We start from the raw sequence: 20,509 nt of genomic DNA on the forward strand, positions 1-20,509 counted from the left end.
GATAAGCATTATCGTAGAATCAAAGCCGTTAGAACATGATCTTCCCACTGACCATTGATTTTTAAATAGTCTCTGGCCATCCCTTCTTTTTCAAAACCCAATTTCGCTAACACAGCGGCACTACGTTCATTTCTAGGCATATAACCGGCTTGAATCCGATCAATCTGTTGCTCTTTTTGCATATAACGAATACCTGACGTCAGCATTTCATTCATTAAGCCTTTACCCTGCTCACTCTCACGTAAGCTGTAACCCAGCGTGCAGGCCTGAAATACGCCACGAACAATATTAGAGTAATTACTGTAAGCCAGCATCTTTGTCTCATCAGGTGTTAACAGACACAAAACACAACCTTTGTCTTCCAAAAAATCGCGACGCATTTCGCGCACTCTCAATTGACAGGTTTCAAGTGAATAGTAAGCTTCATTTCTTAATGGCTCCCATGGTGACAAAAAGTGCTTTTCGGAATTGACATAATCATGCAGTAAATCGGCCTGGGATTCGTCTAAAATACGAAGCACACCACGGGGTGTTTTGATAGTAGGAAAACGAGAGGCGTGTAAATCAGCATTAGAGGTTTTAAACGACATGTCCTTAGTCACAATACAAGATTTAATCGAATACTCTTGATACCAAAAATGCTCACCCAATGACAAGACCCTACGTAACATTTCGTCTTCTTGCCATTCTTGGGCTGCAGCCTCAGTCTGCCAATAGGTAATGAGCGTATAAATTTCGCCAAAACTACTCTCTTCACCAAGATACCCTGACTTGTCTTTTGCCATCATGAGCAGCTTTTCAATCATGATGCGATGAGTCAGATCCTCCAGCATCAATTTCACTGAAAGCACGACCGCAAAATATTTTTGATTCGCAGTGGAACTAAATACGCTCATGAAGCCTCTAAGATAAGTAATGTTGGTTGTTGTTTGCGAGCCTTTAATCGGATTTCAATTCGCCGTTTAAATAAAAGTCGCGAAAACCTCATTTCTGACTATAGTTAATTGGCTATGTCTAAGTATAGGTTCTTTCATGCATTCCTTGTTACTTTCAACAAGTTTAACGACCAATTATGACGACCAATATACTAGATGCACGGCTTTATCTATCTCTTCACTGACCGTGCGAATGGATGTTCTTTATTAATATTCCCCTTATATTGGTAGAGATAAGGACAGCTTGATGCCCGCCAAGTGCGGGCTTTTTTATGCCTGCTCTAAGCTAAAACAAAAAAGCGAAGCAAGAAGAGGCACTTCAAGCTTCGCTTTTTTAATCAGACAAACGGATTAAGACACTCGTTCACCGTGTGCTTGTTTATCAGCATGATAAGAAGAACGGACTAATGGTCCACAAGCCGCATGCTTGAATCCCAACTCTTTCGCCACTTCTTCATAACGAGCAAATTCTTCTGGTGGCACAAAACGAGCCATTGGGAAATGGTGTTTGGAAGGCTGTAAATATTGACCAATGGTCAACATATCTACGTTATGAGCACGCAAGTCTTTTAGCACTTCGACGATTTCTTCAAACGTCTCACCCATACCGACCATCAAACCAGACTTAGTTGGCACATCAGGACAACGGTCTTTGAAGTTTTTCAACAGATCCAATGACCATTGATAATCAGACCCTGGACGCACCTGACGATACAAACGAGGAATGGATTCTAGATTATGATTAAAGACATCCGGCGGTGCTTGCTCTAGGGTATTAATCGCTACTTCCATACGACCACGGAAGTCTGGCACCAATGTTTCAATCTCAATATTAGGACTTTCTGCACGAGTTTCACGGATACAGTCAACAAAGTGCTGTGCACCACCATCACGAAGATCATCACGATCCACTGACGTGATCACAACGTATTTTAACTTCATATCGCGAATCGCCGCCGCTAGCTCTTTTGGTTCATCTTGACTTAGAGCATTTGGACGACCGTGTGCCACATCACAAAACGGGCAACGACGCGTACAAATTTCACCCATAATCATGAAAGTTGCTGTACCGTTACTGAAACATTCACCTAAATTGGGGCAGTTTGCCTCTTCACATACAGAAGCCAACTTGTGCTCACGTAAGGTACTCTTAATACGAGCAATTTCCGGTGATGCTGGCATACGAACTCGAAGCCATTCTGGCTTACGAGGAATTTCTTCTGTTGGTACAATTTTAACTGGGATACGTGCCATCTTATCGGCGCCACGTAGTTTCTCCCCTTGAACAACGCGTTTGCGTTCTGCTGTCATTCTAGTTCCACCCTTGTTGGATAGTCGGACTGGTATATCCGAGGTGTTCAGCCAGCTGATTGGCCAACTGAATTTTCGTATCTGATAACGACGCGCCAGTAAACAGACGCTTCATATCGACCATTTGTAGCCCCTGATAGCCACATGGATTGATGCGATTAAACGGTGTGAGGTCCATATCGACATTCAGTGCTAGTCCATGAAAGGAGCAGCCTCGTCTAACCCTTAAGCCCAGTGATGCAATTTTCTTTTCATCAACATAGACACCAGGTGCATCAGGCTTAGCGTAGGCCTCAATGCCATTCAACGCCAACACCTTAACGATTGAGTTTTCCAGCACAGACACAAGGTCTCTGACACCAATTCCCAACCGTTTTAAATCAATTAGAACATATGCGATCAGCTGCCCAGGACCATGATAAGTCACCTGACCTCCACGGTCAGCTTGATAAACAGGAATATCCCCAGGCGCTAACAAATGCTCTTCTTTCCCAGCTTGCCCCTGGGTAAAAAGAGATGGATGTTCCAACAACCAAATTTCGTCAGCATCATCCTTACTACGCACTTGGGTAAATTGCTTCATGCGCTCCCAAGTATCTTCATACTCGACCACACCAAGGTCGCGGCACACCAAGTCTAATGTCATTTACATAACCATTTTTACAGCGTTAACTGACATTAAATCAGTGTGCAATGCTGACAATTGCGCTTCGCTTTGAGCAATGATGCGAAAACTGTAGCTTACGAAGCGTCCTTTACTAGAACGGTTCATGCTTACGGCTTTAGGATCCATCTCTGGCGCATGGGTTTTAAAACACTCAACGATTTTCGCATGAACACCTTCAGCGTCCATGGTCACTACTTTTACCACATAGTTTTCACAAGGAAATTCTATTTTTGGCGCATCAGGCTGTTTACCTACTTGATCGCCGTCTTTCGTAATTAACGCCATGTATCTACCATCACCCAACTGGGCTTAAAATAAGTTCGCAAAGAAAAGTCTGATTTTATCAAACATACGCTTGAAGAAACCACCTTCTTCGACGGCTTCCAAAGCAACAACAGGTTGCTCAAGCAGAATATTCCCTTCTGTGCCAACAATCACTTTACCTAATACGTCACCAACGGCGATTGGGGCTGTAATTTCTTTCATCATATCCAATGTCGCTGGTAATGAATCACCTTGCTGACGAGGAATGGTCACCAAAACATCTTCGGCAAAACCGACTTTTACATTAGACTGACTTCCGCCCCAAACTTTAGCGTTGTTAACAACTTGACCGCGGCTATACAGCTTACGAGTTTCGTAGTATCGGAAACCGTAATCTAAAAGTTTTTGCGATTCTGCCGCACGAGCTTGATCTGATTTTGTGCCCATCACAACGGTAATTAAACGTGTACCATTACGCACCGCGGAAGCAGCTAAACAGTAACCCGCTTCTTCTGTGTGACCTGTTTTCAAACCATCAACGGTTTTGTCACGCCACAATAATTTATTACGGTTAGGTTGTTTGATGTTGTTATAGGTAAATTCTTTTTCCGCATACATTTTGTAGTTTTCTGGAAACTGCAAAATGGTCGCACGAGATAACTTGGCAAGATCGTGAGCACTCGAGTAATGCCCTTCCGCCGGAAAGCCTGTGGCATTCACAAAATGCGAGTTTTTCATACCCAAAAGCTGAGCGTGTTGATTCATTAGATCGGCAAACGCTGACTCACTGCCCGCCACATATTCCGCCGCTGCCACACTGGCATCGTTGCCTGACTGAATAATAATGCCACGCATCAGGTCTTCCAGAGACACTCGCGTGCCTTCACGAATAAACATGCGTGAACCTTCCATACGCCATGCTTTTTCACTAACACTGACTTGATCACTAAAAGACAAATTACCACGAGCCAATTCATATTCAATAATGTAGGCCGTCATCAACTTGGTTAGACTTGCTGGAGGTAACTCTTCGTCAGCATTGTGAGACACCAATACGTCTCCGGTATAAGCATCCATTAAGATATAACTACTAGCAGACAGTTGTGGTGGAGTAGGAATCAATGAAGGAGCGGCCGAAACAGGCGTAGATACAAGGCCAAATACAATCGATAAAGTCGCGAGAAGTTTTTTCATATCAAAAAATGTCGTCTTCCAAAAAAATGTTCGTGAATAATACTAGAGCATAGATAGAATCTCTAGCCCAAACCTAGTGACTTTAGGGCACCAAAGCCACTCTTACCGGACTTCCAAATCCACTTTCTTGCAGTTTTCCTTGCCACTTTTGTAACTCTTCCATCTCTTTATAAGGACCAACTAAGACTTTATAAAGACCATCTCCTTGTTGATTCACTTCCACACGGACACTTGTGTCAAAGGTTTCAAACAAGCGTCGTTTTAATGTTTCAGCCGAGGCCTCACTACTAAAGGCGCCAAGCTGCAAATGCGTAAAAACAAGATCAGGAGTACTCGCATCAGCCCCCTTAGAAACAGCAGAAGCCTTGTTTGGCAGGGCTTGAGGCGTCTCTACAGGCACATCATCCGCTGCGTAAGCTTCACCTTTGGCTGGAGTAATGGCTTCAATACGTACTCTTGCCAACCCTTTCTTATGGTAATCCAGTCGTACCGCTGCGGCATAAGAAAGGTCAATTAAACGATCGCCATGGAACGGCCCTCGATCATTCACCCTAACAATCACCGAACGGTTGTTGTCCAGATTCGTCACCTTAAGGTAGGTTGGCAGCGGCAAGGATTTATGTGCCGCGGAAAAAGCATACATGTCATATATTTCCCCATTTGAGGTTTTATGACCGTGAAACTTCTTACCATACCAAGAAGCAGTCCCTTCGGCGGTGTAACCTTTAGCCGAATCCATTACCCAGTATTTTTTGCCCCAAACCTCATAAGGATTTTTATTGCCTCCACGACTTTTGGCTTCCCATTTCGGTACCAAGTCCGGCAAATGGTCTACCTTAATGTCACCGCTTGGGGCATGATCCTGAAGAATACTATAACGCCCGCCGCCAGAAGCCTTATCAAAATCGATGTCACTGTCATCATGACCAAGTACATGACGAGTACTCATGCAGCCACTTAAGACAAGTGAGAAAATACTGACCAATAACAGCAGTTTACCTTGCTTCATAAGCCCCTATACTTTTCGCTAATTCCAGAACTGACATGGCATAACGACGGCTAGGATTGTAATCCATTACCGTGAAAAAATTTTCATACGCTAACCAATAAGACACTTCTTCCGGCGATGTTCGTAAGCCAATCAAACCGGTTTTATCAATGACAAACGGCTGAGTTGGTAACACATTAACAGCGGACCATTCAGTCATATCCTTACTCGGTGAACGTCCTTTATTCACTTCCTCTTCAACCGTAGCCAAGTCGGCCACTTGAGCCGTGACAAACCAAGGTTGATCTGTTGTCCAGCCATGGTGTTTTAAATAATTCGCCACACTGCCAATGGCATCCGCTTCTGAGTGCCATAAGTCGATGTGACCATCTTGATCATAATCCAGTGCCAATTTTTGGTAATTGCTGGGCATGAACTGAACCATCCCCATGGCACCACTGTATGACCCTTTTGTCTCGCCAATGTTCCATCCTTCTTCACGAGCAAGCAACAAATACGCTTCTAATTCGCTTTGAAAGTAGGTTTCTCGTCTTGGATAATCAAACGCAAGCGTCGTTAAGGATGTGAACACATCTTTCGAACCAGTTATACGACCGTAGTAAGTTTCCACCCCAATCAGAGCCACCACAACATGCGGGTCAATGCCAAACTCCTGCTCGGCCTTGTCCAACCACTTGGCATTGCGCAAAGCAAATTTTTGCCCTGCCCTCATACGGTCTTTGTTAACAAAACGTGTTTTATATTGGTAGTAAGGAATTAACACTTCTGGTTGATTGTCAGACTTTTCAATCACCTTAGGGCGACGTTTGATATGTGAAAACGCCAACTCTAGGGTTTTTCTATCATAACCGTGTTGTGACGCCATTTTTTCAATAAAAGCTTGTACTGATGGGTTACCTGCATAAGAGTCCGTCCATTCTTTGGGCTTGTCTTCAAGCAAGGCATTACTCACTCCTGAGTTCGCTGGCAAATCCTTCTGCTCAACAGCGCTACATGCCGTTAAACCAATGGCTACAATTACCGAAGCTGCTAGCTTAATCATTATCTCGCTCTTTTATGTGTTTGAATCGACATTAAAATTCCAAACGTCGCCATGATGGTAATGATGGAAGTACCGCCATAGCTGACTAGAGGTAAGGGTACCCCAACTACAGGCAAAATTCCTGAAACCATACCAATATTTACAAACATATAAACAAAAAATGTCAGCGTAAGGCTACCCGCCAACAAACGAGCATAATTATCTTCTGCCATGGCAGAAATGTATAAACCTCGGGCAATAACCAGCAGATACGCACAGATTAATAACCCACAACCAAGCATGCCAAATTCTTCCGCTAAAACAGCGATGATAAAGTCAGTATGACTTTCTGGAAGGAAATCCAGCTGCGCCTGTGTACCTTCCAACCAGCCTTTACCGTATAAGCCACCCGAACCAATAGCGGTTTTAGATTGAATAATATTCCAGCCAGAACCAAGAGGATCACTTTCTGGATTCAAAAACGTTAAAACCCGTTGTTTCTGATAATCATGCATAACCTGCCATAAGGTATAGCCAGCAATCGGTGCCAATGAAGCAGCCCCTAAAATATAACGCCAGCCAAGCCCGGCCAAAAACAACGCAAAAATACCAGAGACAGCAACCAACAGAGAGGTTCCCAAATCAGGTTGTTTGGCGATCAACAACACAGGCGCAACAATTAACACAATGACCGTCATGATCTGCTTAAAACTAGGCGGTAAAGCCCTATCAGAAAAGTACCAAGCCACCATCATAGGCATGACAATTTTCATAATTTCAGATGGCTGAAAACGCAACCCGCCAGGTAAGGATAACCAGCGCTGAGCCCCTTTTGCTCCGACCCCAAACATCAATACGCCAATTAACAACAAGGCAATGAAGATGTATAAAGCAGGTGAAGCACGGCGCATGTATTTAGGCGGTAATTGCGCCAATACCAAGCACACCATTAAGCCAACAGCAAAACGAAAAACTTGCCGCTCCACCATGGCAACATTTTGACCTGAGGCGGAATACAAAACAAACAAGCCACCGCCAATCAATAACATCAAGGAACCAATCAGCAAAATGTCGATATGAACTAACTGCCAAAGCCTAGCATTAGCAAAGGTCAGCACGCGACGATACAAACTCTCACTCATTGCCTTTCCCTTTTAAATAATCATAGTGCGGTGGGTACTTATCATAGAGGTAAGCATCAAACAGCTTTTTACTCAGATCAGCAGGTTTGGAACTACTGCCACCATTTTCAAAAATGGCAAACACCGAAATTTTAGGCGCTTTCGCTGGCGCGAAACCAATGAACAAGGCATGGTCATGAAGGCGTTTTTCCAATTTCTCTGAATCGTATTCTTCGTCTTCTTGAAGACTGAATACTTGTCCTGTTCCTGTTTTACCCGCGATATCGTATTTGGTTCCCTGTAGTCGTCTTGCGGTTCCCAAGGAATCAGTAATGACTTTGCGCATGGCGTTCACCATTCGCTCCCAATTATTTTGATCCTTGAGAATGATATCGTGCTCGCCGCCCAAATCGCCTTCAAACTGAGCCGCTTCGTTACCAATTTTATCAGCCATACGCGGATAAAAGTAACGGCCTCGACTGGCCAGTGCAGACGTGGCGGAAGCAATTTGCATCGGCGTTGCGACCATAAACCCCTGCCCGATCCCCACGTTGACCGAGTCTCCTGGATACCAAGGCTCATTATATTTGGCTTTTTTCCACTCATTAGAAGGTAATAACCCAGAGCTATCACCATTCAAATCTAATAAGGTACTGCGACCAAAACCAAAACGGGAAAGAAAATTGTGAATGGGGGTAATGCCCATTTTATTAGCCAGCTGATAATAATAGGTATCAACCGACTCAATAATAGAACGCTCTAAATCAATCCAACCATGACCTGTTCGCTTCCAATCTCGGTAACGACGGCCATCTGGGTTGATCTGGTAATAGCCCTTAGCAAAGTACCGCTCTGTCCAAGAGGCGAAACCATAATCTAGTCCAGCCAATGCCATGAAAGGTTTAATGGTCGAAGCGGGTGGATAGCCTCCACGCAGAGCACGGTTAAACAAAGGCAGCTTTTTGGATTGTCTTAGCGCGGAATAGTCCGCGACAGAAATGCCACGAACAAACAAATTAGGATCAAAGCCCGGTTTAGAAACCAACGCAAGAATGCCCCCGGTTTCCGGGTCAATCGCCACCACAGAGCCTTTATAATCCCCCAACAAGTCATAGGCATACTGCTGCAGACGAGCATCCAAATACAGGTGCAGATCTTTACCCGGCACAGGAGACTGACGCTCCAACTGAGACATAATACGGCCACGAGCATTTACTTCGACTTTGCTAAAACCCGCTTCGCCAAACAGCTCTTTTTCGTAGAATCCTTCTATGCCCGTTTTACCTATAAACAGAGCCCCTTGATAAGCTTGTTGATCAACACGCTTTAAATCATTAGCCGTAATTCGCCCCACGTATCCGATAGCATGAGCAAAGGCTTCGCCGTATGGATAATAGCGGGTTAACTGCGCCTCAACCTGCACACCATCTAAGCGATAAAGATCAACCGAAACTCGCGCCCACTCTTCATCAGTCAATTGGGATTTTAGAGTAATAGATTGGTAAGGACGGCGATATTCTCTCAAACGGATATCAAAGTTTTCCCATTCGCTATCAGAAATATCTATGATGCTAGACAGCTCTTTTTTTAACTCAACAAAATCCTCAACCCGTTCCGGCGTCACCGTCAAACTGTGAATAGGACGATTATCTGCCAGCACCAAACCATTACGATCATAAATTAAACCACGAGGTGGCGGATCGGTAACCAGCATAACGCGGTTGTCATCGGCTTTGGTTTGGTACAAGTCGTATTCCATTACCTGTAGGTAAAATAGACGAGCCATCAAAATACAAACGAGGACTACGACAAATATTGCAGCGGCAATCACCCTATGCTGGGTGAGGCGTTGCTCTTGACGATAATTACGAAATTGCTGATGTTGACGACTCACCTACGACACCTACCTGTGATACGGATGATTGTTCATTAGTGTCCAAGCTCGATATATTTGCTCAGCCAATATGATTCTCACCATGGGGTGAGGAAGGGTTAGACGAGATAGAGACCAGACTTGGTCAGCTCGTGCGGTACACCTTGGGTCCAAACCATCTGGACCACCAACCAACAAAGAGACATTATAGCCATCCATGCGCCATTGTCCGGTTTGGTCTGCCAACTGTTCAGTTGACCACTCTTTACCCAAAACCTCCATTGCAATGACCTTGTCGCCTGCTGGAATCGCATCCAGCATGGCATCACCTTCTTTGCGAATGGCTTTCGCTATGTCAGTATTTTTACCCCGTGGCGACATTGGAATCTCCACGGTTTCTAACGCAAAATCTTTCGGAAGACGCTTAGCATAGTCCTCATAACCCTGGACTACCCATTTGGGCATTTTATTTCCGACAGCAATCAATCGCACACGCATCTAACGAAGCCTTATCTTTCTTCTGGCTTAATATCCCATAATTTTTCTAGATCGTAGAAAGTACGAGCTTCTTCTGTCATTACATGCACAACAACGTCATGTAAATCCACTAGAACCCAATCACTTCCCATATCGCGACCTTCCGTACCCAAAGGCTGTAGGCCTTTTTGTTTTAGAAATTCGAACACATTTTGACCCAATGAGTGAACGTGTCTTTTCGAAGTACCGGTACAAATGACCATGTAGTCCATCATGTCTGTATGATCTGCTACATTCAACACAGTGATCTTGTCACCTTTGACATCTTCTAACGCTTCGACAGCAAACGCTAAGATTTGATCCGCTGTGAGATTAATTTGACTCATATATTTACATTTTCCTATCGGTATAATTGATTTTTTTCTATGTAGTTTTGCACGGGCTCGGGCAATAAATACGCTATGGATTTATCCTTTCTCGCTAATGATCGAATCATGCTAGAAGAAATACCCAATGGCGTTAAGGTTTCGAACCAGACCAGCCCTGACGGCTTGCATTGTAACTCATGCGGCGAAGCGGCACGATAGTTTTCACTAAAGCTACTTAACTCAGAAATCAGATCCGGCTCCCAACCTGGACGAGACACCACAAACAAGTGCGCATATTTGATCAGATCTTGCCAATTATGCCAGGTTGGTAAAGACAAAAAGCTGTCCATACCCAATACCATAACCAAAGGCTCATCTGGACCAATTTCAGCACGAATATCCCGCAAAGTATCAGCCGTATAACTTGGTCCTTCACGGGTTATTTCCCGGTCATCAACTAACAAGCCATCATGACTACTGATGGCCAGCTTGACCATATCTAAACGCTGCTGAGGGGTAATGCTAGGCTGTCTTTTATGAACGGGCTGAAAACAAGGAATAAGCCTTAAACTGGCATAATGGTAACCGTCCAGAATATCCACTGCGGTGCGCAAGTGGCCATTATGAATAGGATCAAATGTCCCCCCCATAATGGCCACCCCTTTTTTCTTATGAGCTGCGTTTATATCAATTGTCACGGGTATGGCCATCGCCTAATACGATGTATTTTTGACTGGTTAAACCGATCAAACCAACAGGCCCACGGGCATGAATTTTATCGGTTGAAATACCAATTTCAGCACCAAAACCGTACTCAAAGCCATCGGCAAACGCGGTTGAAGCATTCACCATAACCGACGAAGAATCTACTTCCGTCATGAAAGCTCGGCTTTTTGTGTAGTTCTGAGTCACAATGGCATCCGTGTGATGAGAACCGTATTTATTGATATGCGCAATCGCCTCATCCATATCTTCAACAACTTTGATCGATAATTTCGGCGCCGTGTATTCCGTGTACCAATCTTCTTCCGTGGCAACACCGACCTTATCAGACAGAGCTTGCATCGCAGAACAGCCTAATAATTCCACTCCCTTTTCTTCAAAGGTTGCCAGAATACGAGGAAAGAAATCCGCTGCAATGTTCTTATGCAATAACAGAGACTCCATTGCATTACACACACCATAACGACGAGTTTTCGCATTGATGACGATCTTATAAGCTTTATCAAAGTCCGCTTCGTCATCCACATAAACATGGCAATTACCATCAAGGTGTTTAATCACAGGAACACGAGCATCAGCACTAATGCGCTCGATCAAACCTTTACCACCACGAGGCACAATGACATCGACAAACTCCGGCATGGTGATCAACTTACCCACCGCGGCTCGATCGGTGGTATTGATCACCTGAACTGCCGTTGCCGGTAAGCCGACTTTCTCTAATCCGGTTGAAATGGCAGTCGCAATCATCTGGTTAGAATAAAACGCTTCTGAACCGCCACGTAGAATCGTTGCATTGCCAGATTTCAAACATAAACTGGCCGCATCAATGGTCACATTTGGACGAGACTCATAAATAATGCCTACTACCCCCAGAGGCACTCGCATTTGACCGCGCTGAATACCAGAAGGCAGGTACGCCATGTTGGAAATTTCACCCACCGGATCTGACAGTGAGGCCACTTGCTTTAGACCTTCAATCATACCGTCAATGCGCACATCGGTGAGCAACAAGCGATCCAACATTGCGGAATCTAAACCCTTTTCCTCACCGCTCTTCATGTCTTTCGCATTTTCTTCGATCAACTTGGGGCGAGCAACTTCCAACGCTTCAGCCATGGCAAAAAGAGCCATGTTTTTTTGTTCCGTTGACGCCTTAGCAAGCAAGCGTGATGCCGCCCGTGCCTGCTGCCCAATTTGATTCATATACGATTCTAAAGACATTTTTCATCTCAAACTAAATAATAAAAAATACGCATCTGACAACAAAATCAGTCAAATACCTCTATGCGAAACAGTATACTATCACAATATATTTATTCGTCCCGTGCAGTTTTACATGAAAGGATCCAAACGTGCCCTCAACTGACGCCTTCCAATTTACCAGCATTGGCATTGTCCACTCGTGTTACCAAGAAAAATTTGGCATTCCTAGACAACCCGGGCTCGTTACCATGGCCACCGCGCACCTTGAATTGCTACCACCCTATAACAGACTCGATACACTAGACGGCATCGAAGCCTATTCACACATTTGGGTTCAGTTCGTGTTTCACGCCTGCATCAGCGAAGGCTGGAAAGCCAAAGTTCGCCCACCTAGGTTAGGTGGAAAAAGTAAAATGGGCGTATTTGCCACAAGGTCAACCCATCGTCCAAACCCTATTGGGTTATCTGTAGTCAAAATAGGCAAAATCCACCAACAAGATAAACGCATTTTGATCGATCTTCACGGCGCTGATCTACTGGATGGCACCCCCATCCTAGACATAAAACCCTACTTACCCTATTCAGATTGCCTTCCTCAAGCGACCAGTTCATTTACACCAACGACAGAAAGAAGCCAACCTAAACCCGTCGTATTTACAGCAAAAGCACAACAACAATGTGACGCTTTTTCAGCCAACTTAGAAAAAGACCTATATACTTTAATTACACAAATCATAGAACAAGACCCAAGACCCTCTTATTTAGCCAATCAAATCGATCGAGAACATGGCATTAGCCTGTGGGACTTAAATATTAGATGGCAAGCGAAGGATCAATATTTCGAAATCATCGAAATTGAACAAGTGAAGTGAGGTTAAGTATGATCAAAAAACAATTTTTAAATACTTATAAGAAAATCAACCAACTTGACCCAAATAACGCGAAGCATGCCCGCCAAGGTTCAGTACCTGACGAACCTTCAGCGAACATTTATCGATCAAAAGAAGATGAAAAGCTAATCAAAGATTTTCATTATGCGAAATTTCAAGAAAACTTAAGTAAAACAAAGAAAAACAATAAGTTAAAAGAGTTAATTGAAAAAGAAGATTGGAACGAAGAGGACGTAAAAGCACTTTTAGACTCGCTTAACTGACCTTAGGTTAGCTATACCCATGGTTATCCACATGTTCTGTGTATAGTTTTATTGTCAAGATTATCCATCAAAAAATACGCATAAAAAAAGCGAGCCAGAGGCTCGCTTTTTCATTAAGACGAAAGAGTAAAAATTACTCTTGGCCTTCCAATTGTGCTTTGATCAAATCACCGATAGTGGTTGGACCATTTGCTTCAACTTGTTGCTTCTCAGAATGAGACTTCATCGCCGCTTTTTCTTCAGTAGCATCTTTCTGCTTGATAGAAAGCGTGATAGTACGAGCTTTACGATCAACATTGATGATCGCCGCTTCTACAGAGTCACCTTCTTTAAGAGCAGTTGTTGCATCTTCAACACGTTCGCGGCTGATTTCAGATACTTTAAGAGTCGCTTCAACACCTTCAGAAAGTGTTACAACAGCGCCTTTAGCATCAACTTCAGAAACAGTACCGTTTACGATAGTGCCTTTGTCGTTTTCAGCAACGTAAGCTAGGAAAGGATCTTCTTCTAGTTGTTTAACACCTAGAGAGATACGCTCGCGCTCAGCATCGATAGACAATACAACTGTTTCTAGCATATCGCCTTTCTTGTATTGACGAACTGCTTCTTCACCAGCTTCATCCCAAGATAGGTCAGAAAGGTGAACTAGACCATCAATGCCGCCGTCAAGACCGATGAACACACCGAAGTCAGTGATAGACTTGATGGCACCAGAGATCTTGTCGCCTTTGTTGAAAGAAGTAGCAAATTCTTCCCATGGGTTCATTGTGCACTGCTTGATACCCAAAGAGATACGACGACGTTCTTCGTCGATATCAAGAACCATAACCTCAACTTCGTCGCCAATTTGGACAACTTTAGATGGGTGGATGTTCTTGTTAGTCCAGTCCATTTCAGAAACGTGAACAAGACCTTCAACACCCTCTTCCAACTCGGCGAAACAACCGTAGTCAGTCAAGTTAGTAACTTTAGCCGTTACTTTAGTGTTTTCTGGGTAACGGGCTTTGATTGCTACCCATGGATCTTCACCCAACTGCTTAAGACCTAGTGATACACGGTTACGCTCACGGTCGAACTTAAGAACTTTAACATCGATCTCATCGCCAACAGCAATGATTTCGCTTGGGTGCTTAATACGCTTCCAAGCCATGTCAGTGATGTGTAGAAGACCATCAACACCACCAAGATCAACGAATGCACCGTAGTCAGTAAGGTTCTTAACGATACCTTTAACTTCTTGACCTTCTTCAAGAGAAGCAAGCAATGTTTCACGTTCAGCGCTGTTAGTCGCTTCCATAACGGCACGACGAGAAACAACAACGTTGTTACGTTTTTGATCAAGCTTGATAAGTTTGAACTCTAGATCCACACCTTCCAAGTGAGACGTGTCGCGGATTGGGCGAACATCTACCAAAGAACCAGGCAAGAAAGCACGGATGTTAGCGATATCAACAGTGAAGCCACCTTTGACCTTACCGTTAATCACACCATTAACGATGGCATTTTCTTCGTAAGCTTTTTCAAGCACAGACCAAGTCTCTGCACGCTTAGCTTTTTCACGAGACAATTTAGTCTCACCGAAACCATCTTCAACAGCGTCAAGTGCAACTTTAACTTCGTCACCGATGTTTAAGTTGAACTCACCACTTTCCGTTAGGAACTGAGAACGAGGAATTACGCCTTCAGATTTAAGACCTGCATGAACAGTTACCCATTCATTGTCGATATCAACAATGATACCAGTAACAATTGAGCCTGGCGCCATTTCAACGCTTTGTAGGCTTTCTTCAAACAGTTCTGCGAAGCTTTGAGTCATTGTATTTCCTATATAATCGACCTAGTTGAACTAAGTCTTAACCACACTGCCAGCAAGATGTGGGTCAATTTTTATAAAATTTGCGATGTAGGTTTACTGGCCCCCACATCGACTTGGTTAACATTTAAACTATTTTAGCACACTTAACGCACAAAAAAGAACACATGCAAAAAAGAACAAGCTATACGAAACCCGCCTTGGCTGTTTCAGCAAGGATGATTTCGACAACTTGTTCTATGGTTAAGTCAGTACTATCGATTACAAGCGCACCGGCCGCTGGGACAAGTGGCGCGATCACACGATTCGCGTCACGCTCATCACGCTCTTTAATCGTTTTAACTAATGTCTCTAGATTAACAGTTTCGCCTTTTTGCTGCAATTGCAGAAGACGTCTTTGTGCGCGCTCTTCAGCGGACGCCGTAAGAAAGATTTTAATTTGTGCAGAAGGGAAAACAACCGTCCCCATATCACGACCATCCGCCACCAATCCTGGCGCTTGAGCAAACGCTCGCTGACGGAGTAACAAGCCTTGACGCACTTCAGGAATCGCTGCTAATTTTGATGCTGCATTGCCCACTTCTTCGGTACGGATTGCCTGAGTAACTACCTCACCCTCAAGCACAATTTCAACCTTGCCTTCGGCCGACTGTTGGAACTGAATATCCAAATGCTCAGCCAGTACCTTTAATGTTTCCACATCATTTTCAGACATACCGTGGTGTGACACTGCCAACGCCAAAAGTCGATACAAAGCACCACTATCTAACAAATGCCATCCCAGCTTTTCCGCTACCAATTGACTTACTGTGCCTTTACCAGCACCACTTGGACCATCAATCGTAATAACTGGGCCTTGGTTAATCATAACTATTCCTCTTAAAAAACTATTGCGCCACCGAGCAATGTAAACCTAATTGCTTAGCCTGCGCGTCTAACTCACTAAATTCTTCTAATAATGTTTGGCAATCTTCTATTTGAGTAACTGTTTTACTTCTTACCCCAAGCGCTAACATAGCAAGCGCTAAATATTGATCACCTGCGCAGTCCAATTCCCCTCCCTGTGGAACACTGCCATCAATTCTCAAACAACCAGCTTCAATTTGTGCATTCACTTGCACCAAACCAAACGCGTCAACCAATGCCAACACTCTATCTTCATGGTAATAAGGCAAGCACCCAATACCATCCATTCGAGATTGACCTTTGGCATAAGCCGCTGCCACACAAAGCAACGGCAATAATGTCCTTAGCTGATCCGTCTGCTCAATTGACAGCTGAAACGCTGACAACTCAGCAAAGCGCACCACCACTTGCCCTTCATATAAACCGGAGACACCCTTCTCAGGCATTTCAATATCGGCTCCGATCTGTTTAAGCAATGCAAAAAACGCAAACGCTCTGGCATCCAAACCTAAATTCGTCATTACCAGCTCCGAACCTGGCAATAAACTGGCCAGCAATGCCATCCAGGCTGAACTGTACATATCTGCAACTATCTCAACATCCGCTGAGATCAGTTCACCCGATGCAAGCGCCACTGTGGTTTCGGAGCGCGTAACATGCACACCAAAACGCTGTAACAGCACTTCTATTTGAGTGACGCCCTGTGGCGCACACGCCAAACTCGCACCCTGCTCAGCAAACAAACCTGCCATAAACGCACTGACAATTAATTTTTGTGACGCCCCATCCAAACTAAAAGACAAGGTCTTCGACACAGCAGGCGTGATTTTAACAGGCAAACAGTCTTCACGCTCAAATGCTAATTCAGCTCCCATTGACCTTAGTAGATCAAACACATCCTTTCGAACGCGATTTAAAAGAGGGTCGTCCGCCGTGACAGAAACCTGAAAAGGCTGCCCAGCCAACACAGGTAACAACACATGCAAACTTAATTCAGACTGATGCAAATTAATTGGCGCTATTGGCGCTCTCAGACCTCGTAAGCCAACACCATGCACCCGCAACGAACTGTCTGACAGAGTCTCAATCACCACACCCATATCACGTAATGCCTGAATCGTGACTCGAACGCCGTTATCAAGACAAACATTCGTTAATTGGCTCACACCTTTTGAAAGCGCAGCCATAGTAATCGCAATATGTGACAAGGATTTGTCACCAGGCAAAGAAACTTCACCTTTTATAACAGACGCAGGTAAAACCGAAACAGAAACTGAACTGGTATCTTTTTGCGGCGCAATAGTACGCTGTTCAAGCAACCTTAAGAAATGATCTCGAGCAGACTTTGCACGAGTAAAAACACCAAACATACTGGCGCCATCACCCTGCTCAATAGCCTCACGCATATCCGCCAAACGCGCCGTGAACTGGTCAAGCGTGGCTAAGGTCGCCTCTTTGTTGGCTAAGAATACATCGCGCCACATCACAGGGTCACTGGAAGCAATTCGCGTAAAATCACGAAAACCACCAGCTGCAAACTTAAAGACATCCTGACTACGATCACTGTTGGCTAGAGCATCAACTAAGGTATAGGCTAACAAATGAGGTAAGTGACTAGACGATGCCAACACATGGTCATGGTGCTCAACATCCATACTCACAACGTCTGCACCAATCGCGCGCCACAATCGATGCAAACGATCCACTAGCACAGGGTCACTATCGGCGACAGGTGTTACAATCGCCATGTGCTTTTCAAACAATTGAGAGTTGGCGGCTAATACACCACTTTTCTCCGCACCAGCAATCGGATGGCCGGGAATAAAGTTAGCCGGCATATGACCGAATACGGACACCGCCGCTTCCACCACACTTCCTTTGGTTGAGCCAACATCAGTCAACAAAGTATGTTCAGCAAGGTACGGCTTAATATCAGCCAACACAGAGGCCATAGCACGCACCGGCGTAGCCAATACAATGACATCCATCTGAGCAATGTATTGCTCACTCAATTCAGCCGGATAATCAATGACTCCAGTTGAGACACCTAAGGCCAACTCACCTTCACGGCGATCAACGGCATAAAGTTCAGCCAAGCCTCTTTCTTTTAGCGCTTTCGCAAAAGAACCGCCAATCATGCCCAAGCCAACAATCATGACTTTTCCAAAGGGAAATTGGTCTTGCTTCAATTGATTTTCTGACAACGTAGATTCACTCATCGCTAATTACAGTACCGCCACAGGATAAGAGCCCAGCACTTTTACTTCAGCAGCACGATCTCGCAGTTCCTCAATGACAGCCTGACATTCTGGATCTTGATAATGCCCAACAAAGTCGATGTAAAAGATGTAACCCCAACGACTCATCAAAGATGGACGCGTTTCTAGGCGAGTCATATCGACTCCGTGACGCTCAAACGCTTCCAACAAACGATACAAAGCACCCGGCTCATTCTTCGCACTGATCAATAATGACGTTTTATCTTTACCACTTGCTGGCACATCCTGCGTACCCACAATCAAAAAGCGAGTCGTGTTGTCAGGGCGATCTTCAATATTAGCCGACACCTTCACCAAATCGTATAACTCACATGCCACTTCACCGGCAATCGCCGCAATCGCTCGACCACTACGCCCCGCCTCTGCCGCCAAACGTGCTGCCTCAGCGTTAGAGCTAACTGCCACGCGCTCCACATGCGGCCAATAGCGATCCAACCAAGCACGACACTGAGCCAAAGATTGCTGATGAGAATAAATGTGTGTCACATCATCCGCATTTACATTAGGGCTCAACAACAAATGATGATGAATTCGCTCTTCCACCTCACCGCAAATTTTTAATTGCGAATCTCGGAAGGTATCCAAAGTGTGATTCACCACACCTTCGGTAGAATTTTCAACCGGCACCACACCATAGTTAGCCGCACCGGATTCCACTTCACGAAACACTTCATCAATTGCCGCCATCGGCGCACTGATAATGGACTTACCAAAATGCTTCAATGCAGCCTGCTGAGTAAAAGTACCTTCAGGCCCTAAAAAGGCAATGCGCATCGGTTTTTCTAAGGCCAAACATGAAGACATAACCTGACGAAAAATTTTCGCCATTTCTTCATTACCAAGTGGCCCCTCATTGCGCTCCATAACACGACGCAATACCTGAGCTTCACGCTCAGGTCGGTAGAAAACAACCGCTTCATCGCCCTGCTCAGCCAACTTCACTTCAGCGACTTTCTCAGCACATCTGGCGCGTTCATTAATTAAGGACTGAATTTGCGAGTCAATACTATCAATGCGATCTCGCAATAGTGGTAAGGTGTCTGGCACAGCTATTTTTGAATTAGACATAAAATTACCCGTAACGTTTCTCGAAGGCTTTCATGAAATCAATCAAGGCTTGAACACCTTCCATTGGCATAGCATTGTAAATACTGGCACGCATACCACCAACAGAACGGTGACCTGCCAATGTACGCAGGCCAGCCGCCTCAGACTCTGCCAAAAAAGTGGCTTCTAACGATTCGTCCGCCAAGGTAAACGGCACATTCATACGTGAACGATTTTCTGGCGCAATCGGGTTCGCATAAAATGCGCTTTGATCAATGAAATCATACAAGGCTTTGGCTTTCGCTTGGTTAATCGCTTCCATTGCTGCGACACCGCCCTGCTCTTCCAACCACTCAAACACTAAATCAGCTAAATAAATAGCGAAGGTCGGTGGCGTATTGACCATAGAATCGTGTTTCGCCAAATTGGCAAAATTCCAAATGGTTGGCAAAGAGTCGTCACAGCGAGCCAATAAATCTTTGCGGATAATACAAATCACAATGCCTGCAGGACCAACGTTTTTCTGAGCGCCAGCATAAATAACACCGTATTTGCTGACATCAATCTTGCGCGACAAGATGGTTGACGACAAATCTGCCACAATAGGCAAATCCGTTTCAGGCAAATCCGAAAATTCTAAACCACCAATAGTTTCGTTTGGACAAAGGTGCAAATACGCAGCGCTTTCATCCAAGGCAACATCAGACCATTTCGGCACATAGGTGTAATTATCTGCTTTAGAGGAACCCACGACCTTTACATTGGTGTACTTCTTGGCTTCATTAATCGCTTTCGTCGACCAAGCACCAGTATCTAAATAACAAGCCGAATCATATCCATTCGCCAAGTTCGCTGGAATTTGAGCAAACAGAGTAGACGCGCCGCCCTGTACAAACAATATTTCGTAGTCATCACCGATCTCTAGCAAGCGCTTTAGACGCGCTTTAGCTGACGCTAGGATTGACATAAACTCTGTACTACGGTGACTCATTTCCATTACAGAAACACCGGCACCATGCCAATCCAACAACTCAGCTTGGGCTTTCTTCAATACCGCTTCTGGAAGTGCCGCTGGACCAGAACAAAAATTGTATACTCGACTCATCCCGTGTTTACCTCTAAAAATCAGGATCCAATCTAAA

General features: G+C 44.6%; 20 protein-coding genes. 2 read left to right on the plus strand and 18 right to left on the minus strand.

The features are described from left to right. Window positions 1-8 precede the first annotated feature (8 nt). The 13 genes from DFP76_RS12245 to DFP76_RS12305 form a co-directional block, all read right to left on the minus strand. Entirely contained in the window at window positions 9-896 is an 888-nt protein-coding gene (locus tag DFP76_RS12245) for a GNAT family N-acetyltransferase (protein ID WP_113874927.1), read from the minus strand. 390 nt (window positions 897-1,286) lie between these two features. Then, a complete protein-coding gene (lipA, locus tag DFP76_RS12250) occupies window positions 1,287-2,246 on the minus strand; it encodes a lipoyl synthase (RefSeq protein ID WP_113874928.1) in 960 nt (319 codons plus the stop codon). Between the two features lies 1 nt (window position 2,247). Next, complete coding sequence (lipB, locus tag DFP76_RS12255) at window positions 2,248-2,892, minus strand: lipoyl(octanoyl) transferase LipB (RefSeq protein WP_113874929.1); 645 nt, start codon at window positions 2,890-2,892, stop codon at window positions 2,248-2,250. Continuing rightward, window positions 2,893-3,198: an HP0495 family protein gene (locus DFP76_RS12260; protein ID WP_113874930.1), complete on the minus strand. Its 306-nt coding sequence runs from the start codon at window positions 3,196-3,198 to the stop codon at window positions 2,893-2,895. Between the two features lie 24 nt (window positions 3,199-3,222). Continuing rightward, complete coding sequence (locus tag DFP76_RS12265; RefSeq protein WP_113874931.1) at window positions 3,223-4,371, minus strand: D-alanyl-D-alanine carboxypeptidase family protein; 1,149 nt, start codon at window positions 4,369-4,371, stop codon at window positions 3,223-3,225. A gap of 82 nt (window positions 4,372-4,453) precedes the next feature. Beyond that, entirely contained in the window at window positions 4,454-5,380 is a 927-nt protein-coding gene (locus DFP76_RS12270; RefSeq protein WP_245931931.1) for a septal ring lytic transglycosylase RlpA family protein, read from the minus strand. Then, window positions 5,367-6,422, minus strand: coding sequence for a lytic murein transglycosylase B (gene mltB / locus DFP76_RS12275; RefSeq protein WP_113874932.1), 1,056 nt, complete (start codon window positions 6,420-6,422; stop codon window positions 5,367-5,369). Before mltB ends, DFP76_RS12270 begins: the two co-directional genes overlap by 14 nt. Next, window positions 6,422-7,543, minus strand: a complete 1,122-nt coding sequence (rodA, locus tag DFP76_RS12280) for a rod shape-determining protein RodA (RefSeq protein ID WP_113874933.1) — start codon at window positions 7,541-7,543, stop codon at window positions 6,422-6,424. The genes mltB and rodA overlap by 1 nt, the downstream gene beginning before the upstream one ends. After that, window positions 7,536-9,416 carry a penicillin-binding protein 2 gene (gene mrdA, locus DFP76_RS12285; RefSeq protein WP_113874934.1) on the minus strand — a complete coding sequence of 627 codons (1,881 nt, stop codon included), beginning with the start codon at window positions 9,414-9,416 and terminating at the stop codon, window positions 7,536-7,538. The genes rodA and mrdA overlap by 8 nt, the downstream gene beginning before the upstream one ends. 9 nt (window positions 9,417-9,425) lie before the next feature. Further along, window positions 9,426-9,893, minus strand: coding sequence for a 23S rRNA (pseudouridine(1915)-N(3))-methyltransferase RlmH (gene rlmH / locus DFP76_RS12290; protein ID WP_013795744.1), 468 nt, complete (start codon window positions 9,891-9,893; stop codon window positions 9,426-9,428). 11 nt (window positions 9,894-9,904) lie between these two features. Further along, entirely contained in the window at window positions 9,905-10,258 is a 354-nt protein-coding gene (rsfS, locus tag DFP76_RS12295; RefSeq protein ID WP_013795743.1) for a ribosome silencing factor, read from the minus strand. Window positions 10,259-10,272: 14 nt separating this feature from the next. Next, window positions 10,273-10,938, minus strand: coding sequence for a nicotinate-nucleotide adenylyltransferase (gene nadD / locus DFP76_RS12300; protein ID WP_113874935.1), 666 nt, complete (start codon window positions 10,936-10,938; stop codon window positions 10,273-10,275). Continuing rightward, window positions 10,928-12,187: a glutamate-5-semialdehyde dehydrogenase gene (locus DFP76_RS12305; protein WP_113874936.1), complete on the minus strand. Its 1,260-nt coding sequence runs from the start codon at window positions 12,185-12,187 to the stop codon at window positions 10,928-10,930. Before DFP76_RS12305 ends, nadD begins: the two co-directional genes overlap by 11 nt. Window positions 12,188-12,318: 131 nt before the next feature. Between DFP76_RS12305 and tsaA the strand changes: the two genes are divergently transcribed. Next, window positions 12,319-13,041: a tRNA (N6-threonylcarbamoyladenosine(37)-N6)-methyltransferase TrmO gene (tsaA, locus tag DFP76_RS12310; RefSeq protein ID WP_113874937.1), complete on the plus strand. Its 723-nt coding sequence runs from the start codon at window positions 12,319-12,321 to the stop codon at window positions 13,039-13,041. Between the two features lie 8 nt (window positions 13,042-13,049). Next, the gene (locus DFP76_RS12315; RefSeq protein WP_113874938.1) at window positions 13,050-13,322 is read left to right on the plus strand and encodes a hypothetical protein; all 273 of its coding nucleotides are present in this window, start codon (window positions 13,050-13,052) and stop codon (window positions 13,320-13,322) included. A 133-nt stretch (window positions 13,323-13,455) separates the two neighbouring features. On the opposite strand, the gene rpsA is transcribed toward DFP76_RS12315, so the two are convergent. The 5 genes from rpsA to serC all read right to left on the minus strand — a co-directional run bounded on the left by rpsA (window position 13,456) and on the right by serC (window position 20,472). Then, the gene (rpsA, locus tag DFP76_RS12320; protein WP_063331864.1) at window positions 13,456-15,138 is read right to left on the minus strand and encodes a 30S ribosomal protein S1; all 1,683 of its coding nucleotides are present in this window, start codon (window positions 15,136-15,138) and stop codon (window positions 13,456-13,458) included. A 181-nt stretch (window positions 15,139-15,319) separates the two neighbouring features. Further along, entirely contained in the window at window positions 15,320-16,003 is a 684-nt protein-coding gene (gene cmk, locus DFP76_RS12325; protein ID WP_113874939.1) for a (d)CMP kinase, read from the minus strand. Between the two features lie 19 nt (window positions 16,004-16,022). Continuing rightward, window positions 16,023-18,260: a prephenate dehydrogenase/arogenate dehydrogenase family protein gene (locus DFP76_RS12330; RefSeq protein ID WP_113874940.1), complete on the minus strand. Its 2,238-nt coding sequence runs from the start codon at window positions 18,258-18,260 to the stop codon at window positions 16,023-16,025. A 6-nt stretch (window positions 18,261-18,266) separates the two neighbouring features. Next, entirely contained in the window at window positions 18,267-19,388 is a 1,122-nt protein-coding gene (pheA, locus tag DFP76_RS12335; protein WP_113874941.1) for a prephenate dehydratase, read from the minus strand. Window positions 19,389-19,392: 4 nt separating this feature from the next. After that, window positions 19,393-20,472: a 3-phosphoserine/phosphohydroxythreonine transaminase gene (serC, locus tag DFP76_RS12340; protein ID WP_113875051.1), complete on the minus strand. Its 1,080-nt coding sequence runs from the start codon at window positions 20,470-20,472 to the stop codon at window positions 19,393-19,395. Window positions 20,473-20,509 lie beyond the last annotated feature (37 nt).

The organism is Marinomonas aquiplantarum (assembly GCF_003314975.1).
Taxonomy (GTDB): Bacteria; Pseudomonadota; Gammaproteobacteria; order Pseudomonadales; family Marinomonadaceae; genus Marinomonas; species Marinomonas aquiplantarum.